The organism is Micromonospora carbonacea, from assembly GCF_014205165.1.
Lineage (GTDB): Bacteria > Actinomycetota > Actinomycetes > Mycobacteriales > Micromonosporaceae > Micromonospora > Micromonospora carbonacea.
The window spans coordinates 1,154,851-1,173,328 of sequence record NZ_JACHMZ010000001.1 but is presented as its reverse complement, the minus strand read 5'-3'; the positions used below and the strand labels follow the sequence as shown (position 1 = coordinate 1,173,328).

The following is an 18,478-nucleotide window of genomic DNA, read 5'->3' as shown; positions in this document are numbered from 1 at the left end:
CGGCAGCCTACCCAGGGCGGGGCCGGTCACTCGTACTGGTTCCGCGGGGCGGGCACCTCCCGCCAGGACTCCACGGCGAGGTAGGGGATCTCGGCGTCGTTGACCGGGTCCCGCCCGACCCGGTCGCTGTAGCGGCCGGTGACCTCGACCCAGGTGTCGGGCGGCAGCCCCTGGGGCACGTCGCCGGTCATCCCCAGCTTGACGGGGCGGCCGTCGGCGGCGCAGCAGGAGAGCACCATGCGGGCCAGGATCGGCTGCCCGTCGGGGCCGGGCGCGACGAACCCGGTGAGCCGGACCCGCCGCTCGCCGATCGACGCGCCCCGCTCGAACAGGGCGCGGGAGGCGTAGTCGAGGACGGTGACCGGGGCCGGGTCGCCCGGCGGCAGCGGCGGGTAGTCCGACTGCTGCTGGCCGGCGAGCGCGGTGCCGGACCGGCCCACCGCGTACGAGCCGAGGGCCGGCGGGGCGACCAGCAGCAGCCCGAGCACGGGCAGCAGGAGCAGCCAGCCGACGCGCGGCCCGTGGTGGCCGTGCCCGTGCCCGTCGTCGTCGGCCGGGTGCCCGCCGGGCCCGGCCCCGGGCCCGTCGTCGTCGGCCGGGTGGGCGTCGCCGCGCGGGGCGGGGCGCAGGTCGTACCACAGGGTCATGACCGCGGCGGCGACCAGCACGAGCCCGGCGGCGATCAGGAACGGCCGCAGCCCCTCCTTGACGTAGCGCAGGTAGAGGTCGGTGACGCTGGCCCGGACCACCGCGCCGCCGAGCAGCAGCAGGACGACGGCCTGCGCCTGCCGGTTCACAGCAGCACCGCCCCGGCGAGGCCGGCCACGCCGACGGCGACCACGAACGTCGCCGGGGCGAACCGGACCGCGAACCGGCGGCCGAAGACGCCGGCCTGCATCGAGATCAGCTTGAGGTCGACCATCGGCCCGACCACCAGGAAGACGAGCCGGGAGGTGAGGGAGAACTGCGACAGCGACGCCGCGACGAAGGCGTCGGCCTCCGAGCAGATGGACAGCAGCACGGCGAGCACGGCCAGGGCGAGCACCGACAGCACCGGGGAGTCGGCGAGGGTCTGCAACCAGCGCTCCGGCACCAGCACGTTGATGCTGGCGGCGGCCATCGCGCCGACGACCAGGAAGCCCCCGGCGTGCACGATGTCGTGCCGCACGGCCGCCCAGAAGGCCGCGCCGCGCGACGCGCCGTCGAGCTCGGGCCGGCGCGGCAGCCGGATCCAGTCGGCGCGGCCGAGCCGCAGCCAGAGCCACCCCATGACCATGGCGACGACCAGGCTGGCGACCGCCCGGCCGAGCACCATCTCCGGAGCGCCGGGGAAGGCGACGGCGGTGGCGGCGAGCACGACCGGGTTGACCGCCGGGGCGGCGAGCAGGAACGCCAGGGCCGCCGCCGGGGTGACGCCGCGCCGGATCAGCGACCCGGCGATCGGCACCGAACCGCACTCGCAGCCGGGCAGCACCACCCCGGCGGCGCTGGCCACCGGCACCGCGAGGGCCGGGTGCCGGGGCAGCGCCCGGGCCCAGAACGAACGCGGCACGAAGACCGCGATCACCGCCGAGAGCAGCACCCCGAAGACGAGGAAGGGCACGGCCTGCACCAGCACCGAGACGAAGACCGTCGTCCAGGTCTGCAACCGGGGCGCGGACAGCGCACCGGCCAGCGGCGCGCGGAACACGATGAGCAGGACCAGCAGCGCGGCCAGCACCTCGACCGAGCCGATCCGGCCGCCGACCGACCGTCGCGGCCCGCCCGACGCCGCCTCCCGCTCCGGTACGTCCGGACGGTCCCCGCCGCCCGGCCCCGTCGCCGGGGCCCGCCCGTCGGGGCCGGCGGGCGGCGCGGAGCTGTCGGTCGTCGACGCCACGGTCTGCTCCCTGGAGGCGGGTGAGGTCCGGCGGCGCGACACTATCGCGCCCGGCGGGCCGGGTCGACGGACGACGCCGGGACGGCGGTGACCGGGTTCCGGGATCCTCCCTCGTGAGCTGCGGAAAGATCACTTTGCCCGGTGATCTTCCCGGGTGTTAGCGTCGGGAAGACAACTTCACATCCGACAGGGGAGCGCACAGCGCTGAGAGTGCGGGCACCGCCCGCAGACCCTCGAACCTGATCTGGGTAATGCCAGCGCAGGGAGTTCGGTCGACCTCCAGCCGCGTCGACGTCCGGTGCCACCGGGCGCGGCGTGCGTCTTCTCCTGGTTCGTCAAGGACTGGGAGCCACCATGAACCACACCGACAGCAACCGCTGGCGCACGATCGACATCGTGGTCGCCTCGGTGATCGCCGTCGCCTTCGGCGTCATCTTCTGGGCCTGGGGCCTGGTCTGGAGCGCCACCGAGGGGGCGTTCGCGTTCTTCCCGCCCGCGCAGACCCTGCTCTACGGCGTCTGGCTGATGCCGGCCGTGCTCGGCGGCCTGGTGATCCGCAAGCCGGGCGCGGCCCTGTACTGCGAGACCGTCGCCGCCGTCCTGTCCGCCCTGCTGGGCAGCCAGTGGGCCGGCACGGTGATCCCGCAGGGCATGGTCCAGGGCCTCGGCGCGGAGCTGGCGTTCGCCGCGTTCCGCTACCGCTCGTTCCGGCTGCCGACCGCGCTGCTCGCCGGGGCGCTCACCGGCGTCGGCGCCGCCCTGTTCGACTTCTTCGTGTGGAACGCCGAGTACGACCTGACCGGCTACCGCCTCCCGTACGCCCTGCTCACCGTGGTCAGCGCCACGGTCATCGCGGGCGCGGGCGCGTGGTCCCTCCTGCGCGCCCTGCTCACCACGGGCGTCCTGGACCGCTTCCCCGCCGCCCGCACCCGCACCCCGATCTAGCGCGATCGTTCCACATGCCGACCGGGGAGGGGGACGGGTGACGGCGCGGGTGGTGGTGCGGGGGTTCGGGTGGCGGCACGCCGGGCGGCGGGCCTGGGCCGTGCGCGGGGTCGACCTGAGCGTCGGGGCCGGCGAGCGGGTGCTGCTGCTGGGGCCCTCCGGGGCCGGCAAGAGCACGCTGCTGGCCGCGCTGGCCGGGCTGCTCTCCGCCGACTCGGGCGAGCAGGAGGGCGTCGTCGAGGTCGACGGCGTCGACCCCCGCGCCGACCGGGACCGGGTCGGCATCGTCTTCCAGGACCCGGAGAGCCAGCTCGTGATGGCCCGCTGCGGCGACGACGTCGCGTTCGGGCTGGAGAACCGGGGCGTGCCCGCCGGTGAGATCTGGCCCCGGGTGGACGAGGCGCTGCGCCGGGTCGGCTTCCCCTACCACCGGGACCGCCCGACCGCCGCCCTCTCCGGCGGCGAACAGCAGCGGCTCGCGCTGGCCGGGGCGCTCGCCCTGCGGCCGGGGCTGCTGCTGCTCGACGAGCCGACCGCCAACCTCGACCCGGCCGGGGCGGCGCTGGTCCGCCGGGCCGTGGCCGACGCCGTCACCGCCGACACCGCGCTGGTCCTGGTCGAGCACCGGGTCGCCGAGGCGCTGCCGCTGGTCGACCGGGTGGTGGTGCTGGAGCCGGGCGGCGGCGTGCGCGCCGACGGGCCGCCGGAGGCCGTCTTCGCCGCCCACGGCGACGCGCTCGCCGCCGAGGGGGTCTGGGTGCCCGGCCGGACGGTGCCGCCCCGGCGGGCCGCCGCCGCCCCCGGCGAGGCGCTGCTCACCGCCGACCGGGCCGCCCTGCCGCCCCGCCTCGCCCCGACCGACCTGGCGGTACGCGCCGGCGAGGCGCTCGCCGTCCTCGGCCCGAACGGGGTGGGCAAGTCGACGCTGGCGCTGCTGCTGGGCGGCCTGCTGCGCCCCGGGGTCGGGCGGGTGGCGGCGACCCGGGAACTGGCCGGGCGGGACGCCGCCACCGCGCCGCACCGCTGGCGGGCACCCGCCCTGGCCCGCCGGATCGGGTCGGTGTTCCAGGACCCGGAGCACCAGTTCGTCACCGGGACGGTCTACGACGAGCTGGCCCTCGGCCCGCGCCGCACCGGCCACGGCGAGGCCGCCGTCCGGGCCACCGTGGACGGGCTGCTGGACCGGCTGCGCCTGGCGCGGCTGGCGCGCGCGAACCCGTACACCCTCTCGGGTGGGGAGGCGCGGCGGCTGAGCGTGGCGACGGCCCTGGCCACCGCGCCCCGCCTGCTGGTCTGCGACGAGCCCACCTTCGGCCAGGACCGGCGCACCTGGCTGGAGCTGGTGGACCTGTTCGCCGAGCTGCGTGACGACGGGCACGGCGTCGTCGCCGTCACCCACGACGCGGACTTCGTGGCGGCCCTGGCCGACCGGCGGCTCACCCTCACCCGCGACCCGGCGGCGGTGGCGGCGTGACCGGCACCGGCCACGGCACCGGCCGCCGGGGGGCGGTGGTCGCGTGATCAGCATCGAGCCGGTCGCCGCGCCCGGGGCCCCGCTGGCCCGGCGCAACCCCGTGGCGAAGGTCGCCGCCGCGCTGGTCTTCTCGTTCGCCCTGCTCGCCACCCTGGACCCGGTGGCGCCGGCCGTCGCCATCGGCGTGGAGCTGGCCGTGCTGCCGCTGTTCGGCATCCGCTACGGGGTGCTCGCCCGGCGGGCCGCGCCGCTGCTGCTCAGCGCTGCCGGCATCGTGGTGACCCTGGTCCTGTTCGCCGCCGAGCGCACCGGCCGGACGCTGGTCGAGGCGGGGCCGGTGGCGGTCACCAGCGGGGTGCTGCTGACCGCGCTCGGGCTGGCCCTGCGCATGCTCGCGGTGGCGCTGCCCGGGGTGATGGTCTTCGCCACCACCGACCCGACCGACCTGGCCGACGCGCTGGTGCAGAACGCGAAGGCCCCGGCCCGCTTCGCGATCGGGGCGCTGGCGGCGTTCCGGCTGGTGCCGCTGCTCGGCCAGGAGTGGCAGATGATCAGCATGGCCCGACGGGCGCGCGGGGTGGACGCCGGCCGCAACCCGGTGGCCCGGCTGCGGCTGTTCGTCTCGACCGCGTTCGCGCTGCTGGTCGGCGCGATCCGGCGGGGCACCCGGCTGGCCGTGGCGATGGACGCCCGGGGCTTCGACGCGGCCACGCCCCGCACGGTCGCCCGGCGGCAGCGGTTCGGCCCCGCCGACGGGCTGCTGGTCGCCGGGGCGGCGGCGCTGGCCGGCGCGGCGCTGGCGGTCAGCGTCGCCCTGGGCACGTTCCGCCCGCTGATCGGCTGACCCACAGGTCAGCGCGGCGGCCCCGGCGCGGACGCCACCACACTGTGACACCGCGTCGCCCACCGGTCCCGGTCCGCCCGGCGGCGCGATACCGTCGCAGCACTACAGGCGACGCGAGAGGTGGCGGGTACGGATGACGCAACAGGCGACGGCGCAGATCGGCGTGACGGGGCTGGCGGTGATGGGCCGGAACCTGGCCCGGAACCTGGCCCGGAACGGATTCACGGTGGCGGTGCACAACCGGTCGCCGGAGCGGACCCGCAGCCTGGTCGCCGAGCACGGTGACGAGGGGACGTTCGTGCCGTCCGAGTCCCTGGCGGACTTCGTCGGCTCGCTGGAACGCCCCCGCGCCGTGATCATCATGGTCAAGGCGGGCGCACCGACCGACGCGGTGATCGACGAGCTGGTGCCGCTGCTCGACGAGGGCGACATCATCGTCGACTGCGGCAACGCCCACTTCGCCGACACGCGGCGGCGGGAGGAGGCGCTGCGCGCCAAGGGGCTGCACTTCTCCGGCACCGGCGTGTCCGGCGGCGAGGAGGGCGCGCTGCTCGGGCCCAGCATCATGCCGGGCGGCTCCGCCGAGTCGTACGCGAAGCTCGGCCCGATGTTCGAGAAGATCGCCGCGCAGGTGGACGGCACGTCGTGCTGCCGGCACATCGGGCCCGACGGCGCCGGCCACTTCGTCAAGATGGTCCACAACGGCATCGAGTACGCCGACATGCAGCTCATCGCCGAGGCGTACGACCTGCTGCGGGCGGGGCTGTCGGCGAGCCCGGCGGAGATCGCGGAGATCTTCCGGGAGTGGAACACCGGCGAGCTGGAGTCGTTCCTCATCGAGATCACCGCCGAGGTCCTCGGGCACACCGACGCGGCGACCGGCCGGGCCTTCGTGGACGTGGTGCTCGACCAGGCCGAGCAGAAGGGCACCGGCCGCTGGACGGTGCAGAGCGCGCTCGACCTGGGCATCCCGATCACCGGCATCGCCGAGGCGACGTTCGCCCGGTCGCTGTCCGGGCACGCCGGCCAGCGCGAGGCCGCCCGCCGCGCCTTCGGCGACGCCGGGGAGAAGTGGCAGGTCGAGGACCGCGACACCTTCGTCGAGGACGTGCGGCGCGCGCTGCTGGCCAGCAAGATCGTCGCGTACGCGCAGGGCTTCGACCACATCCGCGCCGGCAGCAGCGAGTACGACTGGGACATCGACCTGGGCGGCACCGCCACGATCTGGCGGGGCGGCTGCATCATCCGGGCCCGCTTCCTGGACCGGATCAAGGAGGCGTACGACGCCGAGCCGGAGCTGCCGTCGCTGCTGGTCGCGCCGTACTTCGCCGAGGCGGTCAGCGCGGGCGTGCCGAGCTGGCGGCGGGTCGTCGTCGACGCGGCGCGGGCCGGGGTGCCGACGCCGGCGTTCTCGTCGTCGCTGGCGTACTTCGACGGGCTGCGCGCCGAGCGGCTGCCCGCCGCGCTGTTGCAGGGGCTGCGGGACAACTTCGGCGCGCACACCTACCGCCGGGTGGACCGGGACGGCTCGTTCCACACCCTGTGGGCCACCGAGGGCCGCGCCGAAGTGGAGGCCTGAGCAGCGACGCCACCGCGCCGGTGCCGCCCCAGGGTTCGGGGGCGGCACCGGCGCAGTCGGGTCGGCAGGACCGGGCTCGGTCGGCAGGACTCGGGCCGCGGCGGGTCAGGGCTGTGGCGGGGCGACCGGGTTGGGCAGCGCCCCGCCGAACCGGCGGTCCCGCTGGGCGTACAGCTCGCACGCGTACCACAGGTGCCGGCGGTCGAAGTCGGGCCAGAGGGTGTCGAGGAACACCAGCTCCGCGTACGCGGTCTGCCAGAGCAGGAAGTTGGAGATCCGCTCCTCGCCGGACGGGCGGAGGAAGAGGTCCACGTCGGGGACCTCCGGGTGGTAGAGGTACTTCGCCACGGTCTTCTCGGTGACCTTGCCCGGGTCGAGCCGGCCCGCCGCCACGTCGCGGGCGATCGCGGCGGCCGCGTCGGCGATCTCGGCCTGCCCGCCGTAGTTGACGCAGAACTGCAGCGTCAGCGTCGAGTTGCCGCGCGACATCTCCTCGGCGGTCTGCAACTCGGAGATGACGCTCTTCCACAGCCGACCGGCCCGGCCCGACCAGACGACCCGCACGCCCAGGTCGACGAGCTGGTCGCGGCGGCGACGGATGACGTCCCGGTTGAAGCCCATCAGGAACCGGACCTCGTCCGGGGAACGCCGCCAGTTCTCGGTGGAGAACGCGTACGCCGACAGGTAGGGGATGCCCAGCTCGATCGCGCCCTCGACGGTGTCGAAGAGGCTGTGCTCGCCCTGCTCGTGGCCCTTCGTGCGGGGCAGCCCCCGCTCCTTGGCCCACCGGCCGTTGCCGTCCATGACGATCGCGACGTGCTTCGGCAGCGCGTCGCCCGGCAGCGCCGGGGGCCGGGCGCCCGACGGGTGCGGAGTCGGCGGCACCGGCTCGCGCCGGCCGGCCCTCATCGAACGGATCACTCGGTCTTCCCCCTGTCCACGGCGGCGGCACCGCCGGCCGTCGGGCCACCCCGGTCGACCAGCGGCAGCGAGCGTAGCGCGCGCTCCAGGTGCCACTGCAGGTGCGCCGCGACCAGGCCGCTGCACTCCCGGCGTACGCCGGTCTCGGTGGCGTCGGCGAGCACCCAGTCGCCGGTGGTGAGCGCGGACATCAGGTCGACGGTCGCCGGGGCGGGGTGGGCCGCGCCGGGGGGCCGGCAGTCCGGGCAGACCGCGCCGCCGGCCGGCACGGAGAACGCCCGGTGCCGGCCCGGGGTGCCGCAGACCGCGCAGGCCGTCAGCGCGGGGGCCCAGCCCGCCAGGGCCATCCCCCGCAGCAGGTACGCGTCGAGCACCAGCGTGGTGGCGTGCTCGCCCCGGGCGAGCGACTTGAGCGCGCCGAGGGTGAGCTGGAACAGCCGCAGCGACGGCTCCCGCTCGACCGGGGTGAGCCGCTCGGCGGTCTCGGCGATCGCGCTGGCCGCCGTGTAGCGCGGATAGTCGCCGAGGAACCGCTTGCCGTACAGGTCGATCCCCTCGACCTGGCTGACGCTGTGCAGCGAGCTGCCGACGTTGCCCTTCGGGTCGCCGGCGAGCTGCACGTCGACGTGGCCGAACGGCTCCAGCCGCGCGCCGAACTTGCTGGTGGTGCGGCGGACCCCCCGGGCCACCGCGCGCAGCCGCCCGTGCCGGCGGGTCAGCAGGGTGATGATCCGGTCGGACTCGCCGAGCTTCTGCACGCGCAGGACCACCGCGTCGTCGCGGTAGAGCTGTCGGCGGTACCCGGCCATCCGATCATTCTCCCCCGACGGGCGGAATCAGGGTCGAATCGGGGTGCCCGGCGGGTGATCCCCGATGCGCGGCGGGCCGGGGCGGCCGTAGCGTGCCGACCATGGCCTCGCACCGGACCGCCCCCGCCACGCGCCCCGCCCTCCCCGCCCGCGCCGTCGCCGTCGGGGCGGCCGCCACCCTGGTCCTCCTCGCCGGGTGCGACAACCTGTCGCTGCGCCGGCTGGACTTCGACGACGTCGAGTCGACGCGGATCGCCCGGGTCACCGTGCTGCCGGGCTCGGGCGACGTGACGGTCGTCGGCAGCGGCCCCGCCGGCCAGGTCCGGATCAAGCGGGTGCTGCGCTACCACGGCGACCAGCCCGGGGCCCGGTACGAGATCCGGGGCGACGAGCTGGTGCTCGACTCCGACTGCGGTGACCGCTGCTCGATCTCCTACGAGGTGACCGCCCCGGAGGGCATCGCCGTGAACGGCGAGACCGGGTCGGGCAACGTCGTGCTGAGCCGGGTCGGCGTGGTGGACGTGCGGCTCGGCTCCGGGAACCTGGAGATCACCCGGGCGACCGGCCCCGTGCGGGCCGAGACCGACTCCGGCAACGTCGAGGTCGACGACGTGCGCGGCCCGGCGACCCTGCGCGCCGGGTCGGGCAACGTCACGGGCAGCCGCCTGGGCGGTCAGGTGGACGCCGAGACCGACTCCGGCGACGTCACCGTCGAACTGTCCGCCCCGGCCTCGGTGCGGGCGCACGCCGGCAGCGGCGACGTGCAGGTCGTCGTGCCCGCCGGCCGGTACCGGGTGCGCTCGGACGTCGGCACCGGCGAGACCGAGCTGGGCATCGTGGACGATCCGGGCGCGCCGCTGCTGCTCGACCTGGCCGCCGACAGCGGCGACGTGGCGGTCACCGCGCGCTGAGCTTGAGCGTGTGCTCCTCGGGGGCGCGGGGCGCGGGCAGCACCACCCGGCCGGGCCCGGCCGGCGCGGGGCTGACGGGCACGGGGGCGCCGCCGGCCGGCACGGGGCGGCCGGGGGCGTCCCCGCGGGCCGGCACGGAACGGCCGGGGGCGCCCCCTCGGGCCGGCACGGGGCGGGCGCTGCCGGGGAACAGCTCCGGGGGCCGGCGGGCGGCGACGTCCTCCACCCAGCCGACCAGCGCGGTGACCGCGCCGACCAGCGCGAAGACCAGCACCACCCGGATCGCCAGGCCCACCGGGTCCTGATGGGACCAACCGACCACGTCGACCAGCGGGGTGAGCGCCACCACGAACGGCATGTGCCACAGGTAGACGGTGAGCGCCCGCCGGTTCAGCACCGTCACCGCCCGGCCCGCCACGGCGGAACGGTCCACCCAGGCCGCCGACGCCGGGGCCCGGCCGATCGCCACGAGGATGAACGCCGCCGACCAGAGCGCGTTGCCCAGCGGGATGTCGTTCAGGTCGTACCCGCGCGGGCCGGGGTGGGTGACGATCCACGCCGCCCCGGCGACGCCGAGGGCCAGCGCCGCCGGTACCAGCACCCGATTGGCCGTACGCCGCAGCAGCCCGTCGTGGTGGGCGAAGCCGAGCAGCCACGCGCCGAAGTAGAGGCCGAACTCCCGCAGCACGGTGGGCGCGGCGGGCAACAGTCCGAACTCGATGGTGGCCAGCAGCGCGTACGGGGCGAGCAGGGTGGGCCACGGGGCCCGCCGGAACAGCCACAGCGCGACGGGCGAGGCGAACACGAACCACAGGTAGTCGCGCAGGTACCAGATCACGCTGAGCGCCAGCGCCCCCCAGTAGTTGGCGGGCGGGTCGGCGACCGGGAACGCCCACAGCAGCACCTTCGGCGTCAGCGGCAGCCCGGCGAGCAGCATGGCGGGGACGAAGATCGCGGCCAGCACCCACAGCGAGGGCAGCAGGCGGCGCAGCCGCCGGCGGACCGCCGACGGGCCGGACCGGTCCAGCGACGCCGCCATCAGCGACCCGGCGAGCGCGAACATCACCGACATGGCCGGGAAGACCAGGGTCAGCGTGGCCCAACCGGTCACGTGGTAGACGACGACACGGACGATCGCCAGGGCACGGAGCAGATCCAGGTACCGGTTTCGCATCAGCCGGCTTCCGGTCGGGAGCAGAGGGGGCGGTGGCTTCCTACCCTCCGGCCCCCGCCGCAAAACAGCCAGGGAACCGCCTAAAAAGTGAAAAATGACATTCTGGAGTCAGAAGCCCAGTTTGCGGAGTTGTCTGGGGTCGCGTTGCCAGTCCTTGGCCACCCGGACGTGCAAGTCCAGGTAGATGCGGGTGCCGAGCAGCTCCTCGATCTGCCGGCGGGCGGTGGTGCCGACCTCCTTGAGCCGGCTCGCCCGGTGGCCGATCACGATGGCCTTCTGGCTGGGCCGCTCGACGTACACGTCGGCGTAGATCTTCATGAGGTTGCCCTCGGGGATCATCTCCTCCACCACCACGGCGATGGAGTGCGGCAGCTCGTCGCGGACCCCCTCCAGCGCCGCCTCCCGGATCAGCTCGGCGACCAGCACCTGCTCCGGGTCGTCGGTGAGCATGTCGTCCGGGTAGAGCTGCGGCGACTCGGGCAGGTAGCCGGTCATCACGTCGACCAGCGTGTCGAGCTGGTGCCCGGAGACGGCGCTGACCGGCACCACGGCCGCGAACTCGCCCAGCTCGCTGACCGCCAGCAACTGCTCGGCCAGCCGCTTCTTGTCGACCAGGTCCGTCTTGGTCACCACCGCCAGCACGGTCGCCTTCAGCTCGGCCAGTTCCCCGGTGATGAACCGGTCGCCCCGGCCGACCGGCTCGTCGGCCGGGATGCACAGGCCGATCACGTCGACCTCGCTCCAGGTGGAGCGGACCAGGTCGTTGAGGCGCTCGCCGAGCAGCGTGCGCGGGCGGTGCAGCCCGGGGGTGTCGACCAGCACGAGCTGCGACTCCGGCCGGTGCAGCACGGCCCGGATCACGTGCCGGGTGGTCTGCGGCTTGTTCGAGGTGATCGCGATCTTCGTGCCGACGATCGCGTTGGTCAGCGTCGACTTGCCGGCGTTCGGACGGCCCACGAAGCAGGCGAACCCCGCCCGGTACGGGCGCGTCCCGCCGCCGCCGGCGTCGCCCGGCCGGCCACTCCGCACGTCGCTCACTCGACCACCGTGCCGAGGACGGCACCATCCGGCGCGGCCACGTGGATCGGCGCGTCGGCGGCGAGGTCACGGACGGCGGCGTGCCCCGCCCCGTCCAGGGTCGACGCCTCCGTCACCACGACGGCGGCCTCCAGCCGGGTCGCCCCGGCCGCCACGGCGGAGGCCACCGCGAGCTGGAGGGCGGTGAGGGTCAGCGAGGGCAGCGACACGCTCGCCGCCGCGTACGTCCGGCCGTCCTGGTCGCGTACCGCGGCGCCCTCCACGGCGCCCACCCGGCCCCGGGCCCCCCGGGCGAGGATGACCAGCTTGCCGTCCTCGGCGCTCAGCTCGACCGGCGCGGACGGGGTGGGTAGCGCGGCGGGCGCGGCGGGTGACTCAGGCATCGGCGGGTTGCCTCTCCTCGGCTCGGTTCTGGGTGCCCCGGGCCTCGGCGGGCTCGCCGCGCCCGGGGGTCGGGTCGGGGTGGTCGGTCGGCTCGACCCGGCTCACCAGCACGGTGTCGATCCGGTTGCGCCGGCCCGTGGTGCCCTCGGCGACCAGGCGCAGCCCGGCCACCTCGGCCTCCGCGCCGGGGATCGGGACCCGGCCGAGGGCCTGCGCGAGCAGGCCGCCGACCGTCTCGACCTCGTCGGCGGGCAGCTCGACGTCGAACAGCTCGCCGAGGGTCTCGACGGGCAGCCGGGCGGTGACCCGCACCGCGCCGTCCGCCAGCCGCTCGACCGGCGGGCGTTCGACATCGTACTCGTCGGTGATCTCGCCGACGATCTCCTCCAGGATGTCCTCGATCGTGACGAGGCCGCCGGTGCCGCCGTACTCGTCGACGACGATGACCAGGTGGTTGCGCGCGGCCTGCATCTCCGACAGCAGGTCGTCGACCGGCTTGGACTCCGGGACGAACGTCGCCGGGCGCATCAGCTCCGACACCGGCAGCCGGGACGCCGCCGGGTCGCCGCCCTGGGTGCGGCGGATCAGGTCCTTGAGGTAGAGCACGCCGAGCACGTCGTCGACGCTCTCCCCGATCACCGGGATGCGGGAGAAGCCGGAACGCAGGAACAGGGCGAGGGCCTGCGAGAGGGTCTTGCTCTCCTCGATCCACACCATCTCGGTGCGCGGCACCATCACCTCGCGGGCGATGGTGTCGCCGAGCGCGAACACCGAGTGGATCATCTGCCGCTCGCCGTGCTCGACGACGCCCCGCTGCTCGGCCAGGTCGACCAGCTCGCGCAGCTCCACCTGGGTGGCGAACGGCCCCTCCCGGAAACCGCGCCCCGGGGTGACCGCGTTGCCGATCAGGATCAGCAGCGAGGCCAGCGGGTTGAGCGCCCGGCCCAGCCAGCGCACCAGCGGCGCGACGGCCCGGCCGACCGCGTACGCGTGCTGCCGGCCGAGGGTGCGCGGCCCGACCCCGACCACCACGAAGCTGATCACGGTCATCGCGCCGGCGGTGACCAGCGCCGCCCGCCAGCCCGCGCCGAACGTGTCGACCGCCACCAGGGCGACCAGCGTGGTGGCGGTCAGCTCGGCCAGCAGCCGCAACAGCAGCAGCAGGTTGAGGTGGCGGACCACGTCACCGGCGACGGCCTGGAGCGTACGCGCGCCCCGGGCCCCGTCGCGGGCCAGCTCGGCCGCGCGGGCCGGTGACACGGCGGCCAGCGCCGCCTCGGTCATCGCGATCAGGCCGGCGAGCACCACCAGCCCGGCCGCGAAGACGAGCAGTTGCAGGTCGGGCAGGCCAGCGGTCGCGCCGGCAGCCGACACCTGGAGGGGCATCACGCGGACCGGGTCGACCGCCAGCTGGCCAGCAGCCGGGCCTGGAGCTCGAACATCTCCCGCTCCTCCTCCGGCTCGGCGTGGTCGTAACCGAGCAGGTGCAGCACCCCGTGCACGGTGAGCAGGTGCAGCTCGTCGGCCGAGGAGTGGCCGGCCGTCGCGGCCTGCTTGGCCGCCACCTCCGGGCAGAGCACGATGTCGCCCAGCAGCGCCGGCTCGCCGCCGGCCGCGCTGGACTCGCCCGGCCCGTGGTCGACGCTGCCCTCGTCCATGGGGAAGGCGAGCACGTCGGTCGGGCCGTCGCCGCCCATCCAGCGGTGGTTCAGCTCGGTCATGTAGTCGATGTCGACCAGCAGCACGGACAGCTCGGCGAGGGGGTTGACCCCCATCTCGTCGAGGGCGTGCCGGGCGACGGCGAGCACGGCGTCGGTGTCGACGTCGACACCGGACTCGTTGGCGATCTCGATGGACAACTGGGTTCCCTAGGTCTGACGGCGCCGGCCGGCCCGGCCGCCCTGGGCGGTGCGCCCCGGCACGGCGTGCACGCCCTGCGCCTGCTGGTTCTCCCGCTCGGCGTCCCAGCGGGCGTACGCGTCGACGATCTCCCCGACCAGCCGGTGCCGCACCACGTCGGAGCTGGACAACTGCGCGAAGTGCACGTCCTCCACGTTCTCCAGGATCTCCCGGACCACCCGCAGGCCGCTGGTCGTCCCGCCCGGAAGGTCCACCTGGGTGACGTCGCCGGTGACCACGATCTTGGAGCCGAAGCCGAGCCGGGTGAGGAACATCTTCATCTGCTCGGGCGTGGTGTTCTGCGCCTCGTCGAGGATGATGAACGCATCATTAAGGGTCCTGCCCCTCATGTATGCCAGGGGCGCGACCTCGATCGTCCCGGCCGCCATGAGCTTCGGGATCGTCTCCGGGTCGAGCATGTCGTGCAGCGCGTCGTAGAGCGGGCGCAGGTAGGGGTCGATCTTCTCGTTGAGCGTGCCGGGCAGGAAGCCCAGCCGCTCCCCCGCCTCGACCGCCGGCCGGGTCAGGATGATCCGGTTGACCTGCTTGGCCTGGAGCGCCTGGACGGCCTTCGCCATCGCCAGGTAGGTCTTGCCGGTGCCGGCGGGGCCGATGCCGAAGACGATGGTGTGCGCGTCGATCGCGTCGACGTATTTCTTCTGCCCGAGCGTCTTGGGGCGGATGGTGCGCCCGCGCCGGGAGAGGATGTTGAGCGTCAGGACCTCGGCGGGCCGCTCGGTGCCGCCCTGTTCCAGCATCCCGACGGTGCGCCGCACGGCGTCAGTGGTCAGGGTCTCGCCTTTCTCGATCAGTTCGAGCAGCTCGCTGAAGAGGCGCTCGGCGATGGCGTTGTCCGCCGGGGCACCGGTGATGGTGATCTCGTTGCCGCGGACGTGCACGTCGCTGTCGACCGAACGCTCGACGAGTCGCAGGATCTCGTCGCCCGCGCCCAGCAGGTTGACCATGATCTTCGAGTCGGGGACGGTGATCCTGGTCTGCACCCGGGGCGGGCCGGGAGGTGGGGTGCCGGTCATGGGTCGGGCCGAGGGGCCCTGCGCACCTGCTCTCGATCTCGGCGCCGGGCTCTGCTGGCGCGGCGGTCGGACGTTACCCCCATCGTAACGTTTCCCGCCCGGCGGCACCTCGCCCATTTCCCCCGGCCGGCGACGGATGGCGGGGGCGGGGGTCAGCGCCGGAAGTCGTACCCGTCGAAGGTCTCCTGGCCCCGGGTGAAGCGGTAGGTCGCCCAGTGCAGCCGGACCACCGTCCCGGTCGCGTCCCGGGTCAGCCGCAGCAGCTCGCCGGTCTCCCGCCCGGAGACGGTGCGGAACACGTCGGGCCGGTCCGGCAGCGGGGCGAAGACCGCCGGGGGCTTGCCGGCCGGGTCGTCGACGCCCCGGGCCCGCAGGGTGCCGTCGTGCCAGGTGAAGACGTACGCGAAGCCCTCGCCCCACCAGTGGCCCAGCATGCCGCGCAGGTGCGGCGGGGCCGGCGGGCCCGGCCGCCACGGCACGACGTCGGCCGGGTCGTGCTCGACGGCGGCGGCGAGCAGCCGGTGCGGCAGGTCGATCACGTCCACGCCGGTCCCGGACGAGCCGAGCACCGCCGCGCCCATCGCGCCGGGGGTGCCGTCGCCGCCCCGGCGGCCGTAGACGGCGGCGAGGAAGCCGGGCATCGCCCCGTCGTGGCCGACGTGCACCACCCGGCCGCCCTGCGGCAGCAGGATCAGCCCCAGCCCGAAGCCGGCGCCCCAGGACGTCTCGTCGGTGACGGTCAGCGGCCAGCGCATCTCGTCGAGCGTCGCCGGGGCGAGCACCGCGCCGGTGGGGTCGAGCGCCGCCGGGTCGGCCAGGAACGCCGCCCAGCGGGCCATGTCGGCGGCGGTGCTCCAGAGCTGGGCGGCCGGGCCGACCGCACCGAAGTCGGTCGGCGGCTCCGGGTGCGCCTCGTCGGAGTACGCGTCGACGAGGAACCCGGTGGCCGCCGCCGGGCCCGGCCGGTCGGTGGTGGCGGTCAGGGCGAGCGGGGCGAGCACCCGGTCGGCGAGCACCTCGGCCCAGGTGCCGCCGCGCAGCCGGGCGACGAGCTGGCCGAGCACCGCCAGGCCCAGGTTGGAGTAGTGGAAGCGGCGGGCCGGCGGCAGGACCCGCTCGGCGCGGGCCAGGTCGGCCAGCAGCTCGTCCGCCCCGGGGGCGCGCAGGGTGTCCCAGACGTCGCCGTGCGGCTCCCGTTGCAGGCCGGCGGTGTGCGACAGCAGCCGGCGCACGGTCAGCTCGCCGTGCGCGGGCACGTCGAGGTGCGCGCCGACGGGGTCGTCGAGGTCGAGCAGGCCGGCGTCACGGCACTGCATGACCAGCACGGCGGTGAACGTCTTGGTGACCGAGCCGATCCGGAACAGCGTCTGCGGGCCGAGCGCGGTGTCGTTGCCGGTGCCGCCGGCCTCGCAGGTCCAGAGCGGGCGGTCCGCCCGGTGCAGGGCCGCGGCGACCGCCGGCACCCGCCCCTCGGCCTGGACCCGCCGCACCATCCGCCCGAGCCGCTCGCCGATTCCACCCACGCCCGCAGTGTAAGGAGGGGCCCCTTGTTAACGCATTCTGCATAGGAAGGGCCCCTTCCTAACACCTCCGCGCGGGACGCGTCGGCGACGGACGCGCCCGCACGGACGCGCCCGCTCCCTCAGCGGCAGAGCATCGGGCCCAGCGGCGCGCCGCCGAGCAGGTGCGCGTGCACGTGGAAGACCTCCTGGCCGCCGTACGCCCCGGTGTTGAACATGAGCCGGAAGCCGTCGCCGAGCAGCCCCTCGTCCTCGGCGACGACGGCGGCCGTGGCCAGCAGCTCGCCGGCGAGCGCCGGGTCGCCCTGGCCGAGGGTCGCCACGTCGGCGTAGTGCTCCTTGGGGATGACCAGCACGTGCACCGGGGCCTTCGGGTCGATGTCGCGGAAGGCGAGGGTGGTGGCGGTCTCCCGGACGACGGTGGCCGGGATCTCCCCGGCGACGATGCGGCAGAACAGGCAGTCGGATCCCATCGGGGCATGGTAAGTGGTGCCGGGCGGCTGGGGCATGATGGCCGCGTGACTTCACGGGCGGTGCTGGTGACGGGGGCCTCGCGGGGCATCGGGCGCGCGGTGGCGACGCGCTTCGCTGCCGGCGGGGACCGGGTGGCGGTCCACCACCGGGGCTCCGGGGAGCTGGCCGAGCGGCTGCGCGCGGAGCTGCCGGGCGACGGTCACGTCGTGGTCCGCGCGGACCTGGCCGACCCCGAGGCGGTACGGGTGATGGTCGACGACGCGGCGGCCCGCCTCGGCGGGCTCGACGTGCTGGTCAACAACGCCGGGGTGTACGGCGAGCGGAACGCGCCGCACCCGGTCTTCGGCGCGTCCTACGCCGACTGGCAGCGGCGCTGGCGGCTGGTGCTGGAGACCAACCTGACGGGGGCGGCCAACGTGACCTGGTGCGCGGCCCAGCACATGCGGGGGCGGGGCGGCCGGGTCGTCAACGTGTCGTCGCGGGGCGCGTTCCGGGGCGAGCCGGAGCAGCCGGCGTACGGGGCGAGCAAGGCGGGGCTCAACGCGCTCGGCCAGTCCCTCGCGGTGGCGCTGGCCCCGTACGGCATCGCGGTCGCGACGGTGGCCCCCGGCTTCGTGGAGACGGACATGACCACGGAGCACCTGGCCGGCGAGAGCGGCGCGGCGATCCGGGCGCAGAGCCCGTTCGGCCGGGTGGCCCGCCCGGAGGAGGTCGCGGCGGCGGTCCACTGGCTGGCGTCGGCGGAGGCGGAGTGGGCCTCCGGCACGGTCGTCGACCTCAACGGCGCGTCCTACCTGCGCACCTGACCCGGCCAGGGTTCACCAGCGGGACAGGCGGGCCACCGACGGGACAGGCGGGTCACCAGCGGGACAGGCGGGTGGCCAGGACGCAGAGGGCGGCGACGCCCGCCGTGGAGGTGCGCAGCACGTGCGGGCCGAGGCGCACCGGGCGGGCGCCGGCCTGAGTGAACGCGGTCACCTCCGCGTCGGTGATGCCGCCCTCGGGGCCGACGACCAGCACGATCTCGCCCGCGGCGGGCAGCTCGGCGGCGGTCAGCGGCTCCTGCGCCTCCTCGTGCAGGACGAACGCGGCGGCGGCCCCCGCGATCCGGCGGGCCACCGTGGCCGTGGACTCGTCGGGGGCGCCGGCCACCACCGGCAGCCACGCCCGGCGGGCCTGCTTCGCCGCCTCCCGGGCGGTCGCCGCCCACTTCTCCCGGGCCCGTACGCCCCGGTCGCCGCGCCACTGCGCCACGGAGCGGGCCGCCGCCCAGGGCACGATCTCGTCGACCCCGACCTCGGTCATCGCCTGCACGGCCAGCTCGCCCCGGTCGCCCTTGGCGATGCCCTGCGCCACGACGAGCCGGGGGACGGGCGCGTCGACGTGCCCCCGGGCGGTGACCCGCAGGTCGAGGGCGCCCCTGCCGACGGCGGTGACCACGGCGGTGGCCGTGCCGCCCCGGCCGTCGGCCAGCAGCAGCTCCTCGCCGGCGCGCAGCCGCTTCACGGTGGCCGCGTGGTGCCCCTCCGGGCCGCCGAGGGTCAGCGAGTCGCCGGTGGGCAGCGCGTCGACCAGGAACAGCGGCGCCGACAC

The 18,478-nt window shown here is 75.4% G+C and carries 19 protein-coding genes and 1 riboswitch; of the genes, 6 read left to right on the top strand and 13 right to left on the bottom strand.

The features are described from left to right. Positions 1 to 26 precede the first annotated feature (26 nt). Positions 27 to 797: a TIGR03943 family putative permease subunit gene (locus HDA31_RS05380; RefSeq protein ID WP_178066085.1), complete on the bottom strand. Its 771-nt coding sequence runs from the start codon at positions 795 to 797 to the stop codon at positions 27 to 29. Then, positions 794 to 1,735, bottom strand: a complete 942-nt coding sequence (locus tag HDA31_RS05375; RefSeq protein WP_219825138.1) for a permease — start codon at positions 1,733 to 1,735, stop codon at positions 794 to 796. Before HDA31_RS05375 ends, HDA31_RS05380 begins: the two co-directional genes overlap by 4 nt. Positions 1,736 to 2,057: 322 nt before the next feature. Then, positions 2,058 to 2,163: riboswitch (TPP riboswitch) on the top strand. A gap of 70 nt (positions 2,164 to 2,233) precedes the next feature. On the opposite strand from HDA31_RS05375, the gene HDA31_RS05370 reads away from it, so the two are divergent. The 4 genes from HDA31_RS05370 (at position 2,234) to gnd (ending at position 6,721) form a co-directional block, all read left to right on the top strand. After that, on the top strand, positions 2,234 to 2,824 hold the full coding sequence (locus tag HDA31_RS05370) for an ECF transporter S component (RefSeq protein ID WP_178066087.1): 591 nt from the start codon (positions 2,234 to 2,236) through the stop codon (positions 2,822 to 2,824). 37 nt (positions 2,825 to 2,861) lie between these two features. Further along, positions 2,862 to 4,298, top strand: a complete 1,437-nt coding sequence (locus tag HDA31_RS05365) for an ABC transporter ATP-binding protein (RefSeq protein WP_246384095.1) — start codon at positions 2,862 to 2,864, stop codon at positions 4,296 to 4,298. Positions 4,299 to 4,341: 43 nt separating this feature from the next. After that, entirely contained in the window at positions 4,342 to 5,142 is an 801-nt protein-coding gene (locus HDA31_RS05360) for an energy-coupling factor transporter transmembrane component T family protein (RefSeq protein ID WP_074474591.1), read from the top strand. A 133-nt stretch (positions 5,143 to 5,275) separates the two neighbouring features. Further along, the gene (gene gnd / locus HDA31_RS05355) at positions 5,276 to 6,721 is read left to right on the top strand and encodes an NADP-dependent phosphogluconate dehydrogenase (protein ID WP_178066088.1); all 1,446 of its coding nucleotides are present in this window, start codon (positions 5,276 to 5,278) and stop codon (positions 6,719 to 6,721) included. 105 nt (positions 6,722 to 6,826) lie between these two features. Here gnd and HDA31_RS05350 read toward each other — a convergent pair whose 3' ends face one another. Both HDA31_RS05350 and recO read right to left on the bottom strand, forming a co-directional pair. Continuing rightward, positions 6,827 to 7,630, bottom strand: a complete 804-nt coding sequence (locus HDA31_RS05350; protein ID WP_141723764.1) for an isoprenyl transferase — start codon at positions 7,628 to 7,630, stop codon at positions 6,827 to 6,829. A gap of 8 nt (positions 7,631 to 7,638) precedes the next feature. Beyond that, positions 7,639 to 8,451 (bottom strand): DNA repair protein RecO, encoded by an 813-nt coding sequence (recO, locus tag HDA31_RS05345; protein ID WP_178066089.1) that lies wholly within the window; start codon positions 8,449 to 8,451, stop codon positions 7,639 to 7,641. A gap of 101 nt (positions 8,452 to 8,552) precedes the next feature. Here recO and HDA31_RS05340 point away from each other — a divergent pair, with 101 nt between their 5' ends. Continuing rightward, on the top strand, positions 8,553 to 9,362 hold the full coding sequence (locus HDA31_RS05340) for a DUF4097 family beta strand repeat-containing protein (protein WP_178066090.1): 810 nt from the start codon (positions 8,553 to 8,555) through the stop codon (positions 9,360 to 9,362). Here HDA31_RS05340 and HDA31_RS05335 read toward each other — a convergent pair. The 8 genes from HDA31_RS05335 to HDA31_RS05300 form a co-directional block, all read right to left on the bottom strand. Continuing rightward, complete coding sequence (locus HDA31_RS05335; protein ID WP_178066091.1) at positions 9,349 to 10,536, bottom strand: acyltransferase family protein; 1,188 nt, start codon at positions 10,534 to 10,536, stop codon at positions 9,349 to 9,351. The two genes, HDA31_RS05340 and HDA31_RS05335, sit on opposite strands and share 14 nt — an antisense overlap. Before the next feature lie 108 nt (positions 10,537 to 10,644). Next, positions 10,645 to 11,574: a GTPase Era gene (gene era, locus HDA31_RS05330; protein WP_376701359.1), complete on the bottom strand. Its 930-nt coding sequence runs from the start codon at positions 11,572 to 11,574 to the stop codon at positions 10,645 to 10,647. Next, positions 11,571 to 11,957: a cytidine deaminase-like protein gene (locus HDA31_RS05325; RefSeq protein ID WP_074474584.1), complete on the bottom strand. Its 387-nt coding sequence runs from the start codon at positions 11,955 to 11,957 to the stop codon at positions 11,571 to 11,573. The genes era and HDA31_RS05325 overlap by 4 nt, the downstream gene beginning before the upstream one ends. After that, complete coding sequence (locus HDA31_RS05320) at positions 11,950 to 13,368, bottom strand: hemolysin family protein (RefSeq protein WP_376701438.1); 1,419 nt, start codon at positions 13,366 to 13,368, stop codon at positions 11,950 to 11,952. The genes HDA31_RS05325 and HDA31_RS05320 overlap by 8 nt, the downstream gene beginning before the upstream one ends. Then, the gene (gene ybeY / locus HDA31_RS05315; RefSeq protein WP_074474582.1) at positions 13,344 to 13,817 is read right to left on the bottom strand and encodes an rRNA maturation RNase YbeY; all 474 of its coding nucleotides are present in this window, start codon (positions 13,815 to 13,817) and stop codon (positions 13,344 to 13,346) included. Before ybeY ends, HDA31_RS05320 begins: the two co-directional genes overlap by 25 nt. A 9-nt stretch (positions 13,818 to 13,826) precedes the next feature. Further along, the gene (locus HDA31_RS05310; RefSeq protein ID WP_074474581.1) at positions 13,827 to 14,891 is read right to left on the bottom strand and encodes a PhoH family protein; all 1,065 of its coding nucleotides are present in this window, start codon (positions 14,889 to 14,891) and stop codon (positions 13,827 to 13,829) included. A gap of 152 nt (positions 14,892 to 15,043) precedes the next feature. After that, on the bottom strand, positions 15,044 to 16,384 hold the full coding sequence (locus HDA31_RS05305; RefSeq protein ID WP_221486967.1) for a serine hydrolase domain-containing protein: 1,341 nt from the start codon (positions 16,382 to 16,384) through the stop codon (positions 15,044 to 15,046). 149 nt (positions 16,385 to 16,533) lie between these two features. After that, complete coding sequence (locus HDA31_RS05300) at positions 16,534 to 16,884, bottom strand: histidine triad nucleotide-binding protein (protein WP_178066094.1); 351 nt, start codon at positions 16,882 to 16,884, stop codon at positions 16,534 to 16,536. Positions 16,885 to 16,929: 45 nt separating this feature from the next. Here HDA31_RS05300 and HDA31_RS05295 point away from each other — a divergent pair, with 45 nt between their 5' ends. Next, entirely contained in the window at positions 16,930 to 17,691 is a 762-nt protein-coding gene (locus HDA31_RS05295; protein ID WP_219824953.1) for an SDR family NAD(P)-dependent oxidoreductase, read from the top strand. A 52-nt stretch (positions 17,692 to 17,743) separates the two neighbouring features. On the opposite strand, the gene HDA31_RS05290 is transcribed toward HDA31_RS05295, so the two are convergent. Continuing rightward, positions 17,744 to 18,478, bottom strand: coding sequence for a 16S rRNA (uracil(1498)-N(3))-methyltransferase (locus tag HDA31_RS05290; RefSeq protein ID WP_178066096.1), 735 nt, complete (start codon positions 18,476 to 18,478; stop codon positions 17,744 to 17,746).